At 37.3% G+C, this 18095-nt stretch carries 19 protein-coding genes and 1 pseudogene; 10 read left to right on the plus strand and 10 right to left on the minus strand.

The features are described from left to right. The first annotated feature begins 225 nt into the window (after window positions 1–225). Both F931_RS06520 and rsuA read left to right on the plus strand, forming a co-directional pair. A complete protein-coding gene (locus F931_RS06520; protein WP_016140601.1) occupies window positions 226–444 on the plus strand; it encodes a hypothetical protein in 219 nt (72 codons plus the stop codon). Between the two features lie 102 nt (window positions 445–546). After that, the gene (rsuA, locus tag F931_RS06525) at window positions 547–1251 is read left to right on the plus strand and encodes a pseudouridine synthase (protein ID WP_016140602.1); all 705 of its coding nucleotides are present in this window, start codon (window positions 547–549) and stop codon (window positions 1249–1251) included. Here rsuA and F931_RS06530 read toward each other — a convergent pair. The 3 genes from F931_RS06530 to F931_RS06540 form a co-directional block, all read right to left on the minus strand. Further along, entirely contained in the window at window positions 1244–1687 is a 444-nt protein-coding gene (locus tag F931_RS06530) for a GNAT family N-acetyltransferase (protein ID WP_016140603.1), read from the minus strand. The two genes, rsuA and F931_RS06530, sit on opposite strands and share 8 nt — an antisense overlap. Before the next feature lie 98 nt (window positions 1688–1785). After that, window positions 1786–2094 carry a type II toxin-antitoxin system RelB/DinJ family antitoxin gene (locus F931_RS06535; RefSeq protein ID WP_016140604.1) on the minus strand — a complete coding sequence of 103 codons (309 nt, stop codon included), beginning with the start codon at window positions 2092–2094 and terminating at the stop codon, window positions 1786–1788. 111 nt (window positions 2095–2205) lie between these two features. Then, on the minus strand, window positions 2206–3114 hold the full coding sequence (locus F931_RS06540; RefSeq protein ID WP_016140605.1) for a pseudouridine synthase: 909 nt from the start codon (window positions 3112–3114) through the stop codon (window positions 2206–2208). A 120-nt stretch (window positions 3115–3234) separates the two neighbouring features. Here F931_RS06540 and tsaE point away from each other — a divergent pair, with 120 nt between their 5' ends. From tsaE to F931_RS06565, 5 genes are all read left to right on the plus strand, one after another. Continuing rightward, window positions 3235–3708: a tRNA (adenosine(37)-N6)-threonylcarbamoyltransferase complex ATPase subunit type 1 TsaE gene (tsaE, locus tag F931_RS06545; RefSeq protein ID WP_031945487.1), complete on the plus strand. Its 474-nt coding sequence runs from the start codon at window positions 3235–3237 to the stop codon at window positions 3706–3708. Then, window positions 3701–5650 (plus strand): DNA mismatch repair endonuclease MutL, encoded by a 1950-nt coding sequence (mutL, locus tag F931_RS06550; RefSeq protein ID WP_016140607.1) that lies wholly within the window; start codon window positions 3701–3703, stop codon window positions 5648–5650. The genes tsaE and mutL overlap by 8 nt, the downstream gene beginning before the upstream one ends. A gap of 6 nt (window positions 5651–5656) precedes the next feature. After that, window positions 5657–6601 (plus strand): tRNA (adenosine(37)-N6)-dimethylallyltransferase MiaA, encoded by a 945-nt coding sequence (gene miaA, locus F931_RS06555; RefSeq protein ID WP_016140608.1) that lies wholly within the window; start codon window positions 5657–5659, stop codon window positions 6599–6601. A 94-nt stretch (window positions 6602–6695) separates the two neighbouring features. Then, window positions 6696–7211, plus strand: a complete 516-nt coding sequence (gene hfq / locus F931_RS06560; RefSeq protein WP_016140609.1) for an RNA chaperone Hfq — start codon at window positions 6696–6698, stop codon at window positions 7209–7211. Between the two features lie 140 nt (window positions 7212–7351). Continuing rightward, complete coding sequence (locus tag F931_RS06565; protein WP_016140610.1) at window positions 7352–8212, plus strand: DMT family transporter; 861 nt, start codon at window positions 7352–7354, stop codon at window positions 8210–8212. A gap of 36 nt (window positions 8213–8248) precedes the next feature. Here the strand turns inward: F931_RS06565 and nfsB are convergent, their stop codons facing one another. Next, entirely contained in the window at window positions 8249–8905 is a 657-nt protein-coding gene (gene nfsB, locus F931_RS06570) for an oxygen-insensitive NAD(P)H nitroreductase (protein WP_016140611.1), read from the minus strand. A gap of 139 nt (window positions 8906–9044) precedes the next feature. Between nfsB and F931_RS06575 the strand changes: the two genes are divergently transcribed. Next, entirely contained in the window at window positions 9045–9263 is a 219-nt protein-coding gene (locus F931_RS06575) for a hypothetical protein (protein ID WP_016140612.1), read from the plus strand. A 7-nt stretch (window positions 9264–9270) separates the two neighbouring features. On the opposite strand, the gene lpxH is transcribed toward F931_RS06575, so the two are convergent. Both lpxH and ppiB read right to left on the minus strand, forming a co-directional pair. Then, window positions 9271–9990, minus strand: coding sequence for a UDP-2,3-diacylglucosamine diphosphatase (gene lpxH, locus F931_RS06580; RefSeq protein WP_016140613.1), 720 nt, complete (start codon window positions 9988–9990; stop codon window positions 9271–9273). Between the two features lie 15 nt (window positions 9991–10005). Further along, entirely contained in the window at window positions 10006–10515 is a 510-nt protein-coding gene (ppiB, locus tag F931_RS06585) for a peptidylprolyl isomerase (protein ID WP_002122280.1), read from the minus strand. A 167-nt stretch (window positions 10516–10682) separates the two neighbouring features. Between ppiB and F931_RS06590 the strand changes: the two genes are divergently transcribed. After that, window positions 10683–12410 (plus strand): glutamine--tRNA ligase/YqeY domain fusion protein, encoded by a 1728-nt coding sequence (locus F931_RS06590; RefSeq protein WP_016140614.1) that lies wholly within the window; start codon window positions 10683–10685, stop codon window positions 12408–12410. Window positions 12411–12818: 408 nt separating this feature from the next. Here the strand turns inward: F931_RS06590 and F931_RS06595 are convergent, their stop codons facing one another. From F931_RS06595 to aldA, 3 genes and pseudogenes are all read right to left on the minus strand, one after another. After that, window positions 12819–13541 (minus strand): glutamine amidotransferase, encoded by a 723-nt coding sequence (locus F931_RS06595; protein WP_016140615.1) that lies wholly within the window; start codon window positions 13539–13541, stop codon window positions 12819–12821. 166 nt (window positions 13542–13707) lie between these two features. Beyond that, a pseudogene (locus F931_RS06600) lies at window positions 13708–14001 on the minus strand (ethanolamine ammonia-lyase light chain EutC); the annotation flags it as partial. A gap of 261 nt (window positions 14002–14262) precedes the next feature. After that, window positions 14263–15774: an acetaldehyde dehydrogenase ExaC gene (gene aldA / locus F931_RS06605; protein WP_016140617.1), complete on the minus strand. Its 1512-nt coding sequence runs from the start codon at window positions 15772–15774 to the stop codon at window positions 14263–14265. A gap of 142 nt (window positions 15775–15916) precedes the next feature. Here aldA and F931_RS06610 point away from each other — a divergent pair, with 142 nt between their 5' ends. Next, on the plus strand, window positions 15917–17107 hold the full coding sequence (locus F931_RS06610; protein ID WP_016140618.1) for a helix-turn-helix domain-containing protein: 1191 nt from the start codon (window positions 15917–15919) through the stop codon (window positions 17105–17107). Here F931_RS06610 and F931_RS06615 read toward each other — a convergent pair. Next, window positions 17104–18072 (minus strand): alpha/beta hydrolase, encoded by a 969-nt coding sequence (locus F931_RS06615; RefSeq protein ID WP_016140619.1) that lies wholly within the window; start codon window positions 18070–18072, stop codon window positions 17104–17106. The genes F931_RS06610 and F931_RS06615 overlap by 4 nt on opposite strands. Window positions 18073–18095: the final 23 nt, after the last annotated feature.

The following is an 18095-nucleotide window of genomic DNA, read 5'->3' on the forward strand; positions in this document are numbered from 1 at the left end:
GAATTGTATAATATTTAAGAGTGTTGACGTAAACGCTTTAAAAGATATAGCTGATTTTAAATCTTATTTTTGATAAAAAAATCATTGTATATCTATAAATGATAAAGATTTTTAATTTCTGGTTACGCTTGGAAACAATGTTATATAAATTAACAAGTTAAAAAAAATAGTTTCTTAAAGTTGTGATATAAAAATAGTCATTACTCATGAGTACAGGATAATTTTATGGATATTATAGATATTAAGATTAAAGACCAGTTTGACCAGATTCATGATGCAAAAGCGCAACTAAAGAAAAATTTAGTGGAACATGAAAATGAGCCTTTAAAGCTGAGCCAACGTATTGAGCATATTATTGTTGATAATGAAATTATTTTGCCTACCACTGAATTATTGTTTGAAAGTGAACAAAACGAAAATATTTATCGAGTAGTGGAAGAGTAAGAGAGCGCCTTAAATCAAATAGATGAAAACAGTAGAGAGTAGTGTTTAGTAAAAAATAGAAACTACGTTAAAATAACAGCTTAGTTCTAATGAGAAAACTTCATGCTGCTGGAAAAAATTTTACAAACACAAGGGTTTGGTTCACGTAAATATTGTCAGCAGTTAATAAAAAATGGATCTGTAAGTATTGATGGAGAGGTTGTAAGTGAACTTAAAAAACAATTCTCTCCTGAAAATTTAGAATTTTCTCTTTTTGGAGAAACTTATCAATATCGAGAAAAAGTTTATCTCGCTTTAAAAAAACCAAAAGGTTTTGAATGTTCACATCAGCCTCACCATCATCAAAGCGTATTTAGCCTTTTACCGGAAATCATGATTCAACGTGGTGTCCAAGCCATTGGTCGTCTAGATCAAGATACTACAGGCTTACTTTTACTTACCGATGATGGTAAATATCTTCAAGCTTTAACCCATCCTCGTAAACATGTCCCAAAGGTTTATCATGTTACGACTATAGATCCAGTCACACCTGAGCAAATTGAAATGTTGAGTCAAGGCGTAAGTTTGCATCAAGAAAAAGGTGTGTTTGCTGCAACGGATGTAGAGATATTAGCAACTCATCAATTAACTATGACAATTCATCAAGGTGTTTATCATCAAGTAAAAAGAATGATTGCAGCTGTAGGGAATAAAGTAGAAGCATTGCATCGCCATCAAGTAGGGCAATTGGTTTTACCTGAACTTGAAGATGGAGAATGGGTGTATTTATCTGAACAACAAAAACAGCTCGCTCAAAATATTATTTGAGGAAACAATGAAAAGTTTGGAACTCACTATCTCGAATGAATCCCATTTGTTCATATAAACGATGAGATTCATGGTTGTTACTTTGAGTTTCTAAACTAATTCGCAAAGCATTTTCTTGTTTTGCAAATAAGATTGCTGTATCGATGAGCTGTTTAGCTGAACCTTGACGACGGAAAACGGGTGTAACATAGACATCATCTAAGATATAGTAAGTTGAACAAGCAACTGAAGAAAAACCTAAATAGAGTAAAATAAAACCCGTAATTTTCTCGTCTTTAATATGAATGAAGAACACACTTTCTCTGTTCTCAAAACGTTGTTTAAGGAAGTGAAGAGATTCATTAAAATTAGAAGAAGCCCCATAAAATTGGCGGTATTCATCAAATAAAACGGCGAGTTGCTCTAAATCTTCAAAAGTCGCTCGTCTAACGATCATTTGGCACTCCTTGTAACTTATCATTATGTTTTTACAAAGAGAGCATAACGAAAAAAAGAGCTTTTTGACGTTAAAACTTGTTTATAAATGCAACAGTGTTAAGTTTTGTCGCTTTCGCCAAGAAGAGCATTCAGTTCTTCAAATAAATCTTCATGGTCGTCATCTTCAGCTAAAGTCAAAGGGTTTCGGTTCAATGAAGATGCTTTTGCTTTTCTCAGCTTTAATAATTGTTCCATATTAATATTCTGATTTTCGATCGCAAAAGGAATAGATTTAGTGAGTACGACCTGTTTGAAAAAAAGTCGTACCGCTTGGGCAGGGGTAATTCCAAGTTGTTTAAAAACAGCAAAAGCCTGCTTTTTTTCTTGGGAGTCAAGTCGAACCTGATAAACTTCTGTTTTTCGCATGAATAACAAAACCAAATGATTTTTAATTTTTAGGAATTCATTTTAAACCATCGCAATGTAATTTCAATGTTTTTTGGCATAAAAAATAATCTTTTTGTCATTACGGTTGCATTACAATGTCAATTCAAACTCAGAATTAAAAGACATTCCCTCTTTTGTTAGAGGATCTATAAATGAAATATGCTTAGCTAAAAGTTGTAAGGGTTCCGAGAAATCATCTTCAGCTTTGTGCTGAACTATTGGATAAAATGGATCATTTTTAATCGGGATGCCTAAGTAATTAAGATGCACGCGAAGCTGATGCTGTTTCCCAGTTGTTGGGGTTAAACGATATTTTGCCCAAATCTGATTGTGCTCGATCAGCTCGATATAAGTCTGAGTATTGGCTTTAGCATTTTCTATAACCTGCATGGTGTAAAAAGGATGACCTTTATCTAAATGCAAATGTAAGGTTTGAGGAAAATTTAAATCTTTTTTATAAGGTGCAGTAGCGTGATAAATTTTATTAACTTGGCGCTCTGCGAATAATTGTTGGTAAAGACCGCGCGACTCAACTCGCTTGCAAAATAAAACCACACCAGCAGTTTCACGGTCTAAACGATGAATAGGGGTTAAAAATTCATTACCTGTTTGTTTTTTTAGACGAACTAAAAGCGTTTCTTGAACATATTGTCCAGTCGGACTAATCGTTAAAAAATGGGGTTTATCGACCACTAATAAATCATCATTCTCAAATAAAATCCGATGTTCAAATGGAACATGTGGTTCATAGGCAAGAAAGCGATAATAAAAAATATGGGTGTTACCTACATAGGGACTAGTTAAAGTTAATTTGTCCCCATTTGCTGCATATACAAGCCCGTCTTGAAATCGTTGTTGCCACTCTTGCACTTTAATATGTTGGAAATGTTGACATAGATACTCATAAATCGTTTGAGTGTTTGTTTGTGCAGGAAGATAGACTTGGCTTGCACTTACACCATCAACCATAGGCGGCAAAAAATCGTTCGGACTAGACATAAGAAAGTATGAATATTTAAGAAAATTGATATAAAAAAAGCCAACTTCTAGGGCTTAAGTAGGCTTTTAAGGCAGGGCAATGTTATCATATCGATTATTTCGAATCATGTTATGTGTGCTATGTCGTATTCATTGAAATTGGTCTTAAATCATGAAGAAGATACTGAGCGTTTAGCTCAAGCTTTGGCGCAGCATGTTCAGTCGGGTGTAATTTATTTAATTGGGGACTTGGGTGCAGGTAAAACCACACTTACGCGCTATTTCTTACAGGCTTTAGGTCACAAAGGCTCTGTTAAAAGCCCAACTTATACACTCGTTGAGCCATATAAAATTAATGATAAAGAAATTTTTCATTTTGACTTGTATCGCTTGAATGATCCGTACGAACTTGAATTAATGGGAATCCGTGACTATTTAGATATCACTGATGCTTTATTTCTGTTTGAATGGCCCTCTAAAGGTGGTGATGAAATTCCGCAAGCGGATATCATCATTGACATTCAAAAGTCAGATGATGAGTTGAGCCGGTTCGTAACGTTAACTTTACCAACAGAAAATTTATACCAGACTTTGCAGGAACAGCTTCATGACTGATGAAAAGCTAACAAAACGTCGTATCCATACATTAGACGCAGCGTTAGCGAACCAGATTGCAGCGGGTGAGGTAATTGAGCGTCCTTCTTCTGTGGTCAAAGAATTATTAGAAAACTCTATCGATGCCGGCGCGACTGAACTGATTGTACGAATTGCACAAGGTGGTTCGACTTTAATCGAAATAATTGATAATGGGCACGGTATTCATCCGGATGATTTGGCGCTTGCTGTCATGCGTCATGCCACAAGTAAGATTAAAACCGCTGAAGATTTACATGCGATTGTGAGTTTGGGATTCCGTGGAGAAGCCCTAGCTTCGATTGCTGCTGTCTCAAGATTGACTTTAACCAGTAGCCAAGATGAAAGTGGTATTGGTCACCAGGTTGAAGTAAACGGTACAGCATTTGATCATCAAGAGGTACAAGCTGTTGCAGCACAAAAAGGTACCCATATTCGAGTTCAGGACTTATTTTTTAATGTTCCTGCGCGTCGTAAATTCTTAAAAAAACCAACCACTGAATTTGGTCATATTGAAGAAATCGTTCGTCGTCTAGCCCTAACACATTTCGATATACGCTTTGTGCTTGAACATAATGATAATATTAGAATTAATTTACCTATAGCAGATAGCGGAGAACTGCGTTTTCAGCGAGTTCAGCAATTATTAGGTTCGCAATTCGTACAAAATGCATATTGGATGGATGCCGAAAGTATTAGCATGCGTTTATCAGGTTGGCTTGGTCATCCTTCAGATGCACGTGCACAGGCCGACATGCAATATGTCTATGTGAATGGCCGTATTGTCAAAGATAAAACAATTTCACATGCACTACGCATGGCCTATGATGGTATTTTGCATGGTCATCAACATTCATCTTATTTACTTTTCTTAGAAGTTGATCCTGAAAATATCGATGTCAATGTCCATCCGACTAAACATGAAATTCGCTTTTTAAATCAAAGAGAAGTACATGAGTTTGTAAGGCATTATGCAAAAGAAACTCTAGCGCAATTTCAGACAGCGAGTGCTGATCTAGCTCAAGCGATGAAAACGGATGAAAGCTCAGATTACTCGGTACAACCGCAGCCTAAATATCAAGAACAATTTTCATTGCATCGAGCAAATGAAACTTTAAATCCAGATCATAAAGAACGAATCCAGCCTACACCAACAGAGTTGTTAACCGATTTTAACGCTAGCCGTCCGCAAGCAGTTCAGTATGCAGATCAAACACCCAAATATAATGGTTCTGCTCAATTAAATAATGCTTTAAAAACTTATTTAGCGCCTCTGCGTGATCAACCTGCGAGTTTCTCGGTAAATGAAGATATAGAGCCAGTTGCTAAAGTAGATGAGTTTCCATTAGGGATCGCAATTGCTCAACTACATGGAATTTATATTTTAGCCCAAAATACCGAAGGGCTTGTTATTGTTGATATGCATGCGGCCCATGAGCGTATTTTATTACAGCAAATGAAAAATGCTTGGGATAAACCGGAATTTTGGACATCTCAGCAATTGCTTATACCTAAAGTGATTTCCATTAGTCGTATGCGAGCTGTTAGGGTCGAGGAATTAAAACCTCAGCTTGAGCGCCTAGGTTTGGAAATTGATTTATACGGTGATGAGCAGGTTATTGTTCGTGGTGTGCCAGCCATTTTGCAAAAAGCTGATTTTGAAAATCTTATTCCAGAACTTTTAAACGATTTAGATCCGAATGATGAAGCACAAGGATTACTTCAAAAAAGAGATGAGTTACTCGCTGGAATGGCATGTCATGGGGCAGTGCGTGCACATCGACAACTCAGTCTTTCAGAAATGAATGCTTTACTTCGTCAAATGGAACAAACCGAATTTGCGAGCCAATGTAACCATGGGCGGCCAACTTGGCGTGCATTTCCATTATCTCAACTAGATAAATTATTTGCTCGAGGAGAGTAGTTTTACATGTCAAATCAATTGCCCGTCATCAATTTAATGGGACCAACTGCGAGCGGGAAAACCGCTTTGGCATGTGAATTATATGAGCGTGGAAATTTTGAACTAATTTCTGTTGATTCCGCTCTCGTCTATAAAGATATGGATATCGGTACTGCTAAGCCAACGCGTGAAGAACAAGCGCTCTATCCTCATCACCTCATTGATATTATTACTCCTTTAGAAGTCTATTCAGCTGCTCAATTTGTCGAAGATGCCTGTAAATTAATTGATAACATGCATTCGCGTGGGAAAACTCCTATTTTAGTAGGAGGGACAATGCTGTATTTCAAGGCATTATTAGAGGGCTTGTCTGGTAATTTGCCAAGCGCAGATGCAGAAGTTCGAGCCGCAATTGAAGAGAAAGCTCTAAATGAAGGATGGCAGGCAGTTTATGATGAGTTGGTTTCTGTAGACCCAGCCGCGGCTATAAAGTTTAATGTGACTGATAAGCAACGGATTATTCGGGCTTTAGAGGTTTATAAAATAACGGGCGAACCAATTACTAAATTACAGGCAGAACAACCAAAAAACGTACCATATCGATACATATTTCATAACTATGCTTTGCTTCCAGATCGGGTAGAATTACATCAACGCATTGAGCAAAGATTAAGCAAAATGTGGGATATCGGTTTTTTGAGTGAAGTTGAATCTCTAATTGAAAAATACGATTTAGATGAAAATTTACCCTCAATGCGTTCAGTGGGTTATCGACAAGCACTAGAATTTTTATTAAAAAGTGACTTAAGTCTCAAAAGTAAACGTGAAATGGAGGATAAAGCTTTATTTGCAACACGACAACTTGCCAAACGTCAATATACGTGGTTACGTTCTTTGCAAGAAATACACGATTTTAAAACTTACTTGACGATAAAGCAGGCGAAAGAAGACTTGCGAAACTCTTATGGATAAAGCAAAATTTGCACACTGTCTTTTTATAATTTTTAGTTGAAAAATAAAGATAGTTTTTTTGCGCTGATTTAAAAATTTTTTTTTGGAGTTAAAAATGTCTAAAGGTCAAACTTTACAAGATCCGTTCTTAAATTCTCTCCGTAAAGAACGTATCCCTGTTTCTATTTTCCTTGTGAACGGTATTAAATTACAGGGTCATATTGAATCTTTTGACCAATATGTTGTTTTATTAAAAAATACTGTAAGTCAAATGGTTTACAAACACGCGATCTCAACTGTTGTTCCAGCACGTAACCCACGTCCAGCAGGCGCTCAAGGTACAGGCTTCCCAGCACAAGGTGGCACTCAAGGCGGTTTTGGTGGTCAAGGTAGCGGCTTCGGCGGTGCTCAAGGCGGCGGCTTCGGCGGCGCTCAAGGTGGCTTCGGCGGCGCTCAAGGCGGCTTCGGTGGTCAAGGCGGCTTCGGTGGTCAAGGTGGCGGCTTCGGTGGTCAAGGTGGCTTCGGTGGTCAAGGCGGCTTCGGTGGTCAAGGCGGTTTCGGCGGTCATCAAGGTGGTTTTGACAACGATACTAAATTTGAAGATGGTCAAGACGACGAAAATAATCGTTAATTGAAATCTAAAAAAGAAACCAGTCAGATAATGACTGGTTTTTTTATGTGTATTTAAAAGTTGCTTCCAAATATTTAACTGGTCATGGGTAAAGATTTGAACATGATAGCTAATATATTTAAATAAATAGGACTTAACAAATGATATTAATATTAGCTGCTGCTTTAAGCAGTGTCTTGGTGTCTATCCTATTAAAAAATTTAAAGAGAAAAGGTTATCAACCCTTACAAATGATTGCATGGAATTATGCAAGCGCAAGTCTGCTTTGTTTTTTGTGGTTTCAGCCTGATATTCAACATGTTTCAATACAACATACGCCTTGGTGGCTAATTATTGCCTTAGGGATAATTTTACCTAGTATTTTTTTATGTCTTGCTAAATCATTAGAATATGCCGGAATTGTTAAGACGGAACTTGCCCAAAGACTTTCGGTTGTTCTCTCTTTACTTGCAGCATATTTCCTTTTTCATGAGCAATTTAATGCATTAAAACTGTGGGGAATAGGTCTAGGAATTTTTGCAGTCTTACTTGTCTTATTTGGACAAATGAATTCTTTCTCAAATCATCAGTCTCGAAAAGCGATATTTGCTCTATTAAGTGTATGGTGTGGTTATGCAGCGGTAGACATTCTCTTAAAATATACAAGTAGTCTAGGACTTCAGTTTACCCTCACTTTAAATCTTATTTTTATTACTGCTTTTATATTATCGATTTCATATTTACTCGTACAGAAAAATCAAAAGTGGCAATTTAAAAGTACGCTAGCAGGATTAGTATTAGGCATACTTAATTTTTTGAATATTGCTTTATATGTAAAGGCTCATATTCTTTTAAAAGATTCACCTGCAATTGTTTTTGCAAGCATGAATATTCTTGTGGTGTTATTGGGGATTGTCAGTGGAGTGATCTTATATAAAGAAAAATTAAAATGGCCTACTATTTTGGGGATTCTTTTAGGAATAAGTGGGGTAATTTGTTTGGCAAGTGCGATGGCTTCATAGTTCAAGAGAGTCGAATCTCTTGAACTATTGAGATCTTTATAAGTATGTGAAAATCACTTCATCTGGCAAACGTGATTTAGGAAGTTTGGCATTAAAGTCATTTTCACTACGATAGCCTAGTGAAACAATCACAGAGCTTCTTAAGCCTCCTTTTTCAGTTAATCCGAGCTCAGTATTTAAAACTTCTTCATCAAAGCCACCCATTGGAGTTGCGTCAATGCCTTCTAAGCCGGCAGCAAACAGTAACTGTCCTAAAGCAATGAATGTTTGGTTTTCCATCCATCCATATAAATTTTTCTGTTCATTTCGATAGAATTCAACATAGCCATGGCGAGTATCTTTTTGACCAAGCTTTGCTTTTTCATCTTTAAAACGACCACTTAAATCATCTTGTTCAAGTAATTGATTTAAATATTCAGATGAAATATTTGTTTTTGTGCAGAAAACAATTGTATGTGATGACTCAAGCACTTTGGGTGCATTGTAAGCATATTTGCCTGTTAAGGCTTTCGCGATACGTTCTTTAGCAGCGAGATTATCTGCAACTACGAAATGCCAAGGCTGAATATTTACTGAAGAGGGAGTGAAACGTAATATTTCTAATAACTTATTAAGTTTTTCTTGGGGAATTTTTTTCTCAGGATCGTACGCTTTGGTAGTGTAGCGACTTTTTACCGTATTTAATAAATCCATACTTTACTCCATATCAATCTTATTACAATGGAAGGGTTCTAATCTTTGGCATCATACGCGTTTTTAGAGAAAAACCTCTGCATTTTAATGTGCTAAGGAAATATAATACTTATATAAAATTTTTACTAATTTTCTGAAAATGTTTGATTTAATGCCCAAAGATGCAAAGAGTAAGTTGCGAGAAATTAGAATTGTTAAAGCCTTTCTAATTTTTGCATTTGTATTGTGTCTTTTAATTTTATACATCGAATATCAGAAGTATGCACATATAAACTGGAAATTTGTATTCCTTACCTGTCTATGTATGATCTGGGATTTTGATTTAAATAAACAAGCTAAACATTTGAAAAATAACTGATTGTTAGTTAATAACGCCAATCAGTTAGTTTGATTTGCTGCAGATGTGAAGAGGGATCAATTTCTAAAATTTGTGCATGATCTTCTTTCCAGTCACCTAGTACAATCCGTTGTTTGTGCTGTACTTCATGAATAGCTGGACGGTGAGTATGGCCGTGAATCAGTATATCTGCATCTCCTAAAGCAGAAATAATAGCTTGTTCATTCACATCCATAATTTCATAGCTTTTTTGCTCTTTATCAGCAGAGCTTCTTTTACGAAAACCATTCACCAGTTTGGTACGAAAACTGAGAGGTGTCCGGCGTAAAAGAGCAACTAAGAGCGGATTTCGAATAATCTTCTTAAATCTTTGATAAGAAATATCATCTGTACATAGGGCATCACCGTGTTCTAAACGGTACTGATGTCCAGCAATATTGAGATAATAAATGTCAGGTAGTAATACACCTTTAAATTTATTAAGGAAAACCTGATTTAAGGCAAAATCACGGTTGCCAACTTGAAAGTAAACCCGATTTCCTTTTTTGCTAAATTCTTTTAATGCTTCAACAATTTCATCGAGCCATGGTGCTGAATAGTCATCGCCAATCCAAGCGTTAAACCAGTCACCTAAAATGTAAAGCTGTGTTTGTTTATTTTGATAATGCACCAATAAATCTAAAAACCCTCGAACAAGTCGAGGGTGTTCAGGTGACAAGTGTAGATCTGAAATAAACAGATAAGTCACAGCTTATTCCTAAAATTATTCAGAAATAATTTTAGCAGATTCGATTACAACGTTTTCTAAAGGAACGTCAGCGTGGTAACCACGGTTGCCTGTACGAACACCTTTGATCGCTTCAACAACATCCATACCTTCAACAACTTTACCAAATACAGCATAACCCCAACCTTGAGCAGTTTTAGAGGTATGGTTTAAGAAAGAGTTATTTTTTACGTTAATAAAGAATTGTGCAGAAGCAGAGTGAGGTGCTTGAGTACGTGCCATAGCGATCGTACCAACATCATTGCTTAAACCGTTGTCCGCTTCGTTTTCGATAGAATCACGAGTTGCTTTTTCTTTGAAGTTTTCGTCCATCCCGCCACCTTGGATCATGAAACCATCAATGACACGGTGGAAAATAACGCCGTCATAAAAACCGTCACGTACATATTCTAAAAAGTTTGCTACTGTTTTTGGTGCTTTTTCAGTATTTAGTTCAAGAACAATACGACCTTTATTGGTGTTTAATTCGACTTGAGGAAAACTCATTACATTAATCTCCTAAACATGGGCTTATGACCATGGGTTTTTGGTTGAGAGAAGCATAAGCAAACTGTAAACTACAAGGCAAGTAAAAAACGTTAAAATCTTTGTGAAAAATGAAGATAGCGTTTAAATTTTTCGAAATTTATCTACAAAGAAGTGATTGATACACTATGAAGCCTAATGATGTTGTCTCGAACCTGCCAAATAACCCGACATCGAATACTCATGCCTCTGTCGATTCTGCGCAGCAAGAACAACAGGCTGGCTTAGATTTTGTTCGCCAAGTCATTACTGATGATTTAGCAACGGGTCGTGCAAAACAGATCGTAACGCGTTTTCCACCAGAACCAAATGGCTATTTACATATTGGCCATGTAAAAGCAATTTGCTTGAACTTTGGTGTGGCTGAAGAGTTTGATGGTTTGTGTAATTTGCGTTTTGACGATACAAATCCTGACGCTGAAGAACAAGAATATGTTGATGGTATTGCGAATGATGTGAAATGGCTTGGTTTTAACTGGAATGGTGAACCACGCTATGCATCAGGTTACTTTGATCAATTATATGCATGGGCAGTTCAATTGATTGAACAGGGCGATGCCTATGTAGATTTACAATCTCCAGAAGAAATTAAGTTAAACCGCGGTAGCTTTGTTGAACCGGGTAAAAACTCTCCATACCGTGATGCCTCTATTGAAGAAAACCTTGCTCGCTTTGAAAAAATGCGTAATGGTGAGTTTAAAGAGGGTGAAGCAGTTTTACGTGCCAAGATTGATATGGCAAGTTCAAATGTACACATGCGTGATCCGATTTTATATCGTGTATTGCATTCAGAGCATCACCAAACTGGCGATAAATGGAAAATCTATCCAATGTATGACTACGCTCATCCATTGTCTGATGCCATTGAAGGGATTACTCATTCACTTTGCACATTGGAATTCCAAGACCACCGTCCGTTTTATGACTGGGTTGTAGAAAAAGTAAAATCTAAAGCAGTTCCACATCAATATGAATCTTCACGTTTAAACGTTGATTACACTATCACCTCAAAACGTAAACTACGTAAATTGGTGGAAGGTGCCTATGTAAATGGTTGGGATGATCCTCGTATGCCAACCGTAGTAGGTATGCGCCGTCGTGGTTTTACTCCTGAAGGTTTACGCGATTTCTGTAAGCGTGTAGGCGTGTCAAAAACTGATGGTATTGTAGATGTTGCAATGCTTGAGTTCTGTATTCGTCAATCTTTAGAAAACACTGCTGCGCGTGGTATGGCTGTTTTAAGTCCACTTAAAGTGACTTTAACTAACTTACCTGAAGATTTAGATCTTACTCACGCTCGCCATCCTAATGTGGATATGGGTGATCGTGTGATTCCTTTAACTAAGGAAATCTATATTGACCGTAAAGATTTTGAAGAAGTACCACCAAAAGGCTTTAAACGATTAATTCCTGATGGTGAAGTGCGTTTACGCCATGCTTATGTCATTAAATGTGATGAAGTAATTAAAGATGCAAACGGTGAGGTGATTGAGCTGAAGTGTTCAATCGATCCTGAAACTTTAGGTAAAAACCCTGAAGGTCGTAAAGTAAAAGGCGTGATTCACTGGGTGTCTGCAACTAAAGGTATTCCTGCTGAAGTACGTATTTATGATCGATTATTTACAGAAGCTGACCCAGAAACTGGTGATGATTTCTTAGCAAACTTAAATCCAGATTCTTTGAAAGTAGTTCAGGCAGTCATTGAACCTGCTTTAGCTCAAGCGAAGCCAGAAGATCGTTTCCAATTTGAGCGTGAAGGTTATTTCGTTGCTGATCAATACGATCATACTCCTGAAAAGCCTGTGTTTAACCGTGTTCTTGATTTAAAAGACAGCTTTAAGCCTGAGAAAAAGTAAGACACAACATATTTGGATTAAATTTTAGCTAACAAAAAAGCCCAACTGTAAAGTTGGGCTTTTTTGTTAGAAGTCTTCTCATATTTTCTTTTTCTTTATGATTAACGTCCTTGGCAAAGTAGCTTAGGTTGGGTTAATCACATAAAAATAAAGAACTAATACGGTAAGAAGAATACATGCAAGCAATAAATAGGTATTTACCGTATTAAAGCTTTTAATAAATTTCCAGATGTCCATAGTAAATCAGCGTATATTTTATGTTACAAAATTAATAAATTTATAATACACGTAATTTAAAAGTAAATGTTCCCAAAGATAGATTAATAATCTATCTTTGGGTAAAAAATAAACATTCAGTTTATAAATATAATTTGATTAATATGTTAATTTGTAGATTAATTAATATTATTAACCACTATATCCAATGCGTTTTAGAAATTTTTGAATTACTTCAAATGCTGCATGTTCGAGTGCTTGAGCATGTTGTAAGTTTTCTTCTCGAAGTTTTGGAATTGAAATATTGGCATTGCGAAGTTCGCATGTATGGCCAACCAACCATTTCTCAAAATTTTCTTCTGTCGTTTCAATATGGAATTGCAATGCAAGAATATTATTCCCAACTTCGAATGCCTGATTGGTATAAATCTCTGAGCTAGCTAATAGCACAGCATTTTCAGGAAGATCGAAAGTATCGCTATGCCAATGTAGAACATGTACATTATTAAGCAAAGGAGATAACACCTGATTGGCACGTAGGCTTAAACTCAGCGGTCCCCAACCAATTTCTTTTTGATGTCCTGCATATACTTTTGCGCCAAGTGCATGAGCAATAAGCTGCGCACCTAAACAAATACCAAGTGTAGGTTTATCTGCTGCCAAGCGTTGTTTGAGTAAAGCGATTTCATCTTTTAAAAACGGATAATCTTCGGTTTCATAAACCCCGATTGGTCCACCTAAAATAATAGTTAATCCATCGTGTGCAAAAGCAGCAGTTAAATCATCAACACCAGCTTCAAAATAACGGACGCGAAATCCAAGTTGATAAAAGACATCTTCTAATGAACCTAGGTCTTCGAAAGCAAGATGCTGGATGGCATAAATAGTTTTAGGGAAGGCGTTTGTTGTGTTCATACAAATGATTCATAGAAGATCAATAGGTGGAGTATAGCGATAAATATAAAGAAGAAAATATCTGTATAAATCGTCAATACCTGAAAATTGATATTTTTCGTTAAGAGAATATTGTTATGCAAAGGATTATCTATTTTTCAATAAATCTCTTTGTATATTCCATTGCTTAAAATAATAGCTTTTGAGTTTGTTCGAAGCCTATATCTGGAAGTTGATGTTCATCTTTTAAATTAACTCCTGAAAAGCCGAGCTGTTTTGATTTTTGCATTAATGCCATTAAACGTTGTACTGCAACTGGAATACTTAAACCTGCTGAGCGAACATTAGAAATACAGTTACGTTTGGCATCGAAGCATCCCGAATATGCATTCCATGTGTAGTAAATTCCCATACTTTCAATGGAGCTTAAATCAGGGCGTTCACCAATAAGTATTACTAACATGGATTCTTTAAAGATTTCAGTGGTTGGCGAAATAACTGAAGGTGTTTCTGGTTGATTCATACAATACTCCTGCGAGTGGGTTTGTATGAATTAATGCAAAAGGAATGCCTAAATGAACAGTTTAAAAGAATTGATGATGGTTTTTTATGCCAAATGATAAAACGTCAGCTTAACAATCGTAAGTAAAGAAGCCAGCAATCTAAATTACTGGCTTCTCATATAATTAATGACCGTACTTCTTTCTAATGTTGATAATTTGGTATCAACTTGGTGCGAGACTTAGAAGAAGCCCATTGGTTTAGTTGAATAACTCACTAATAAGTTTTTAGTTTGTTGATAATGATCTAGCATCATCTTATGGTTTTCACGGCCAATACCTGACTTCTTATAACCACCAAATGCAGCATGTGCAGGGTAGATGTTATAACAGTTTGTCCAAACACGACCCGCTTCAATAGCACGACCCGCACGATAAGAAATATGAGCTGAACGTGACCATACACCTGCACCTAAACCATACATAGTGTCATTGGCAATTTTGATTGCATCGTCAAAGTCTTTAAACGTTGTCACAGCAAGTACAGGTCCAAAAATTTCTTCTTGGAAAACTTGCATGCTGTTGTGACCTTTAAAAATAGTCGGATCAACATAGAAACCATCGCCTACTTCTTTACGGCCATTACCACCAAGTAAGAGCTCTGCGCCTTCTTCACGACCCGTGTTAATACAACGTAAAATTTTCTCTTGTTGTTGTAGCGATGCTTGAGCACCAATCATGGTTTCAGTATCAAGTGGATGACCAGTCTTAATACGTTTTACACGTTCGATAGCCATTTCCAAGAACTGATCGGCAATACTTTCTTGTACTAAAGCACGAGAAGGGCAAGTACATACTTCACCTTGGTTTAAGGCGAACATGGCAAAACCTTCAAGCGTTTTTTCCAAGAAGTCATCTTCTTTATCCAAGATATCTTCAAAGAAAAGGTTTGGTGACTTACCGCCCAGTTCTAACGTTACTGGAATAATATTTTCGGTCGCATATTGCATCACCATTTGTCCAGTTTGAGTTGACCCTGTAAATGCAATTTTGGCAATACGTGGATTTGTCGCTAACGGGCGGCCGACTTCTGCACCGAAACCATTGACAATATTAAGGACACCCGGCGGTAAAATGTCTTGGATGAGTTCAGCGACCAGCAAAATACCCACTGGAGTTTGTTCAGCTGGTTTAATTACCACACAGTTACCCGCTGCTAATGCAGGTGCAAGTTTCCATGCTGCCATTAAAATTGGGAAGTTCCATGGAATAATTTGGCCAACAACACCGAGTGGTTCATGGAAATGATAAGCAATGGTATCTTCATCAATTTCAGAGATACCGCCTTCTTGGGCACGAATACATCCAGCGAAATAACGGAAATGGTCAATCGCAAGTGGAAGGTCAGCTGCCAAAGTTTCACGGACTGCTTTACCGTTATCCCAAGTTTCTGCAACAGCAAGCATTTCAAGATTTGCTTCTAAACGATCAGCAATTTTTAAAAGTATATTTGAGCGTACCGTTGGTGAAGCTTTATTCCATGTTGCTTTCGCTTTGTGTGCTGCATCTAGAGCGAGCTCAATATCTTCGGCACTAGAGCGTGGAATACGTGTAAAAGCTTTTCCGTCAACAGGAGATACATTATCAAAATATGCACCCTTTATAGGTGCTACCCATTCACCGCCAATAAAATTTTCATATTGTGATTTGAATTGAACTTTTGAGCCTGGTTGATTTGGATCGATATAGCGCATATAAATATTCCTTTGCTTTTTAGGACTAAAGACTAACAAGAACCCTGTCAGTAGGTACTTTCGTACTTTGTATAATTAGGATATAAAGAAGAAGGTTGGAGAAAGGTTGGAATAGAAATGTGGATATATAAGGAATTTACAAATGTTCACAAAAAAGGATTTATTGCAGCAACGGACGTTGATTGATCAACTGCGCACGCAAAATAGTCTCTCTCCTCAAAACGCTGCCAAACTCGGCCAAAGTATTGCAAGCTCTTGGGAACGATCAGCTTCTGCTGCGATTCCTAAAGAACGTTTTGCTGCTCCACTCGTCGAGAAAAAAACTGCTTCACAGAATGCTTTAGATCTGGCTTTAAGCCAATGTGCCGACGACTTGCGTCATATTGCAGAGCAATCTTCAATGGTGATTGCTGTCGGTGATATCGGTAGTACCATTATTTGGACGGCGCCAAGTGCTCAAATGCAAAGTGCTGCTGAGCGTGTGCATTTTGTACAAGGTGGACAGTGGCGTGAAGAATTTGTAGGCACTAATGCTTTGGCTTTATCTTTAAAAACTCAACAATCAAGCTGTGTTTTTTCAAATGAACATTATATGGAATCAATTCATGATTGGGTGTGTTATGCGGCACCAATTATCGATCCATACTCGAAACAAACTCTTGGTGTCGTTGATTTATCGACGACTTGGAAGAATCATAATAGTTTAGGAATATTGGCTGCTGAACGTTGTGCATCCATTATTCAATCCGCTTTGCTAGAGCAGCAGCGCCAGCAATTACATATTCGTGCTTTTTCGACACCGCAAGTTAAATTTAACGGCAAAAGCTTGTTATTAACGCCGCGTCAAATTGAGATTTTAACCATATTGGCGTTATGTCCACATGGTTTAACATTAGAGCATCTTTATCAGGCACTCTATGGCGAACGTAAAGTCAGCATGGGTACACTTAAAGCTGAAATGTCTCAACTACGAGATATTTTGGGGGGCTTACTTGGTTCTCGTCCATATCGCCTACTTGTGCATGTTGAAGCCGATTTTTTACAAGCTGAACAGGCACTGGATGCAGGATATGCGGCTTCTGCTTTGCAGCTTTACACAGGCGTATTTCTGGCAAAAACTGAAAGTCCATTTTTATGTGCATGGCGTGACTGCCTTGAGTCACGCTTGAGCGATGCAATTTTTAAAACCCAAGAAACAGATTTATTACTTAAGCATCTCGCCCATTTCCCTGAAGCAATCGATGCGGTAGAACGCCTTATGGAGCTATTACCGAGTGAGCATCCTGCGCATCAATTGCTGGTGAAATACCTTGATTCACCTAAACTCAGTTAAGTGATTTTTTGATCCAGCCACTGGAACAATTGTTGATAGACTTGTTCTCGTACTGGCTGGGCCGAAAGGACTAAATCGTGCAATCCATTTTGAATAGGGACAATAGAGACGTCGCCTTTGATTTTTTTACCAAATTTCGCAATGTCTTTAACGTCTAAAATCACATCGCTTTGAGTCGCATCTGTTCCCCATTTTTTAGGATTTTTAGTTTGATGTGAATGCATAATGAGTGCGGGAATATTCAGTTTAACGCCGCGGTGGATTTCTTTTTGTGCCGTATGAATTGCATATAGAAAGCTGAGTTGAACCGTAGGGGCAGAGGTAGGTTTCCAGTCCAGATTAAAGTCCCATTCGCCCTTAAGCTGTTTGTGAAGGCTGGTGGTGTACCATTTGTTAAGTTTGCTTGGAAATTTAACTTTAGGCAGATATTTTCCTACTCGACTGAGCACTGGTATACCGAATTTTTTTTCGACTAAGCTTAAATTAAAATCGTAAAACGGACTATTCGCCCAGAGCGCTTTAATAAGAGGATGAGCTGGATGATGGGCAGCATAAAGCGTCGCAGTTAAACCGCCAGTAGAATGTCCTGCAAGTAAAACTTGAGTGTGCTGTTCTTTGCCAATAATTTCTAATGCTTGAGTAATTTCGGCATCATATTCATTTAAATCAAGTACATTATAGAAAATTTGATGAGGCAGCTTTGAACGCCCGTATTTTCTTAGATCGAGTGCATAGAAGTCGTAACCATGGGCATTGAATTGCTCAGCCATTTCAGTTTGAAAGAAATAATCTAAAAAACCATGAATATAAAGTACGGCTTTTTGAGACGGTTGAGAGGCCTTTTTACGCACTAAAGTTGCTACAACTTTACCTTCATAATCACTAGGAAAGTTGAGTGTGAGCTGTTCGTAGCCAGTACCTAAAATATCTGGAACATAAGTTTGATTAGCTAAAGATGTATTCATTTTTATCGAGCTATTGTCATTAA

The organism is Acinetobacter pittii ANC 4050, assembly GCF_000399685.1.
Lineage (GTDB): Bacteria > Pseudomonadota > Gammaproteobacteria > Pseudomonadales > Moraxellaceae > Acinetobacter > Acinetobacter pittii_E.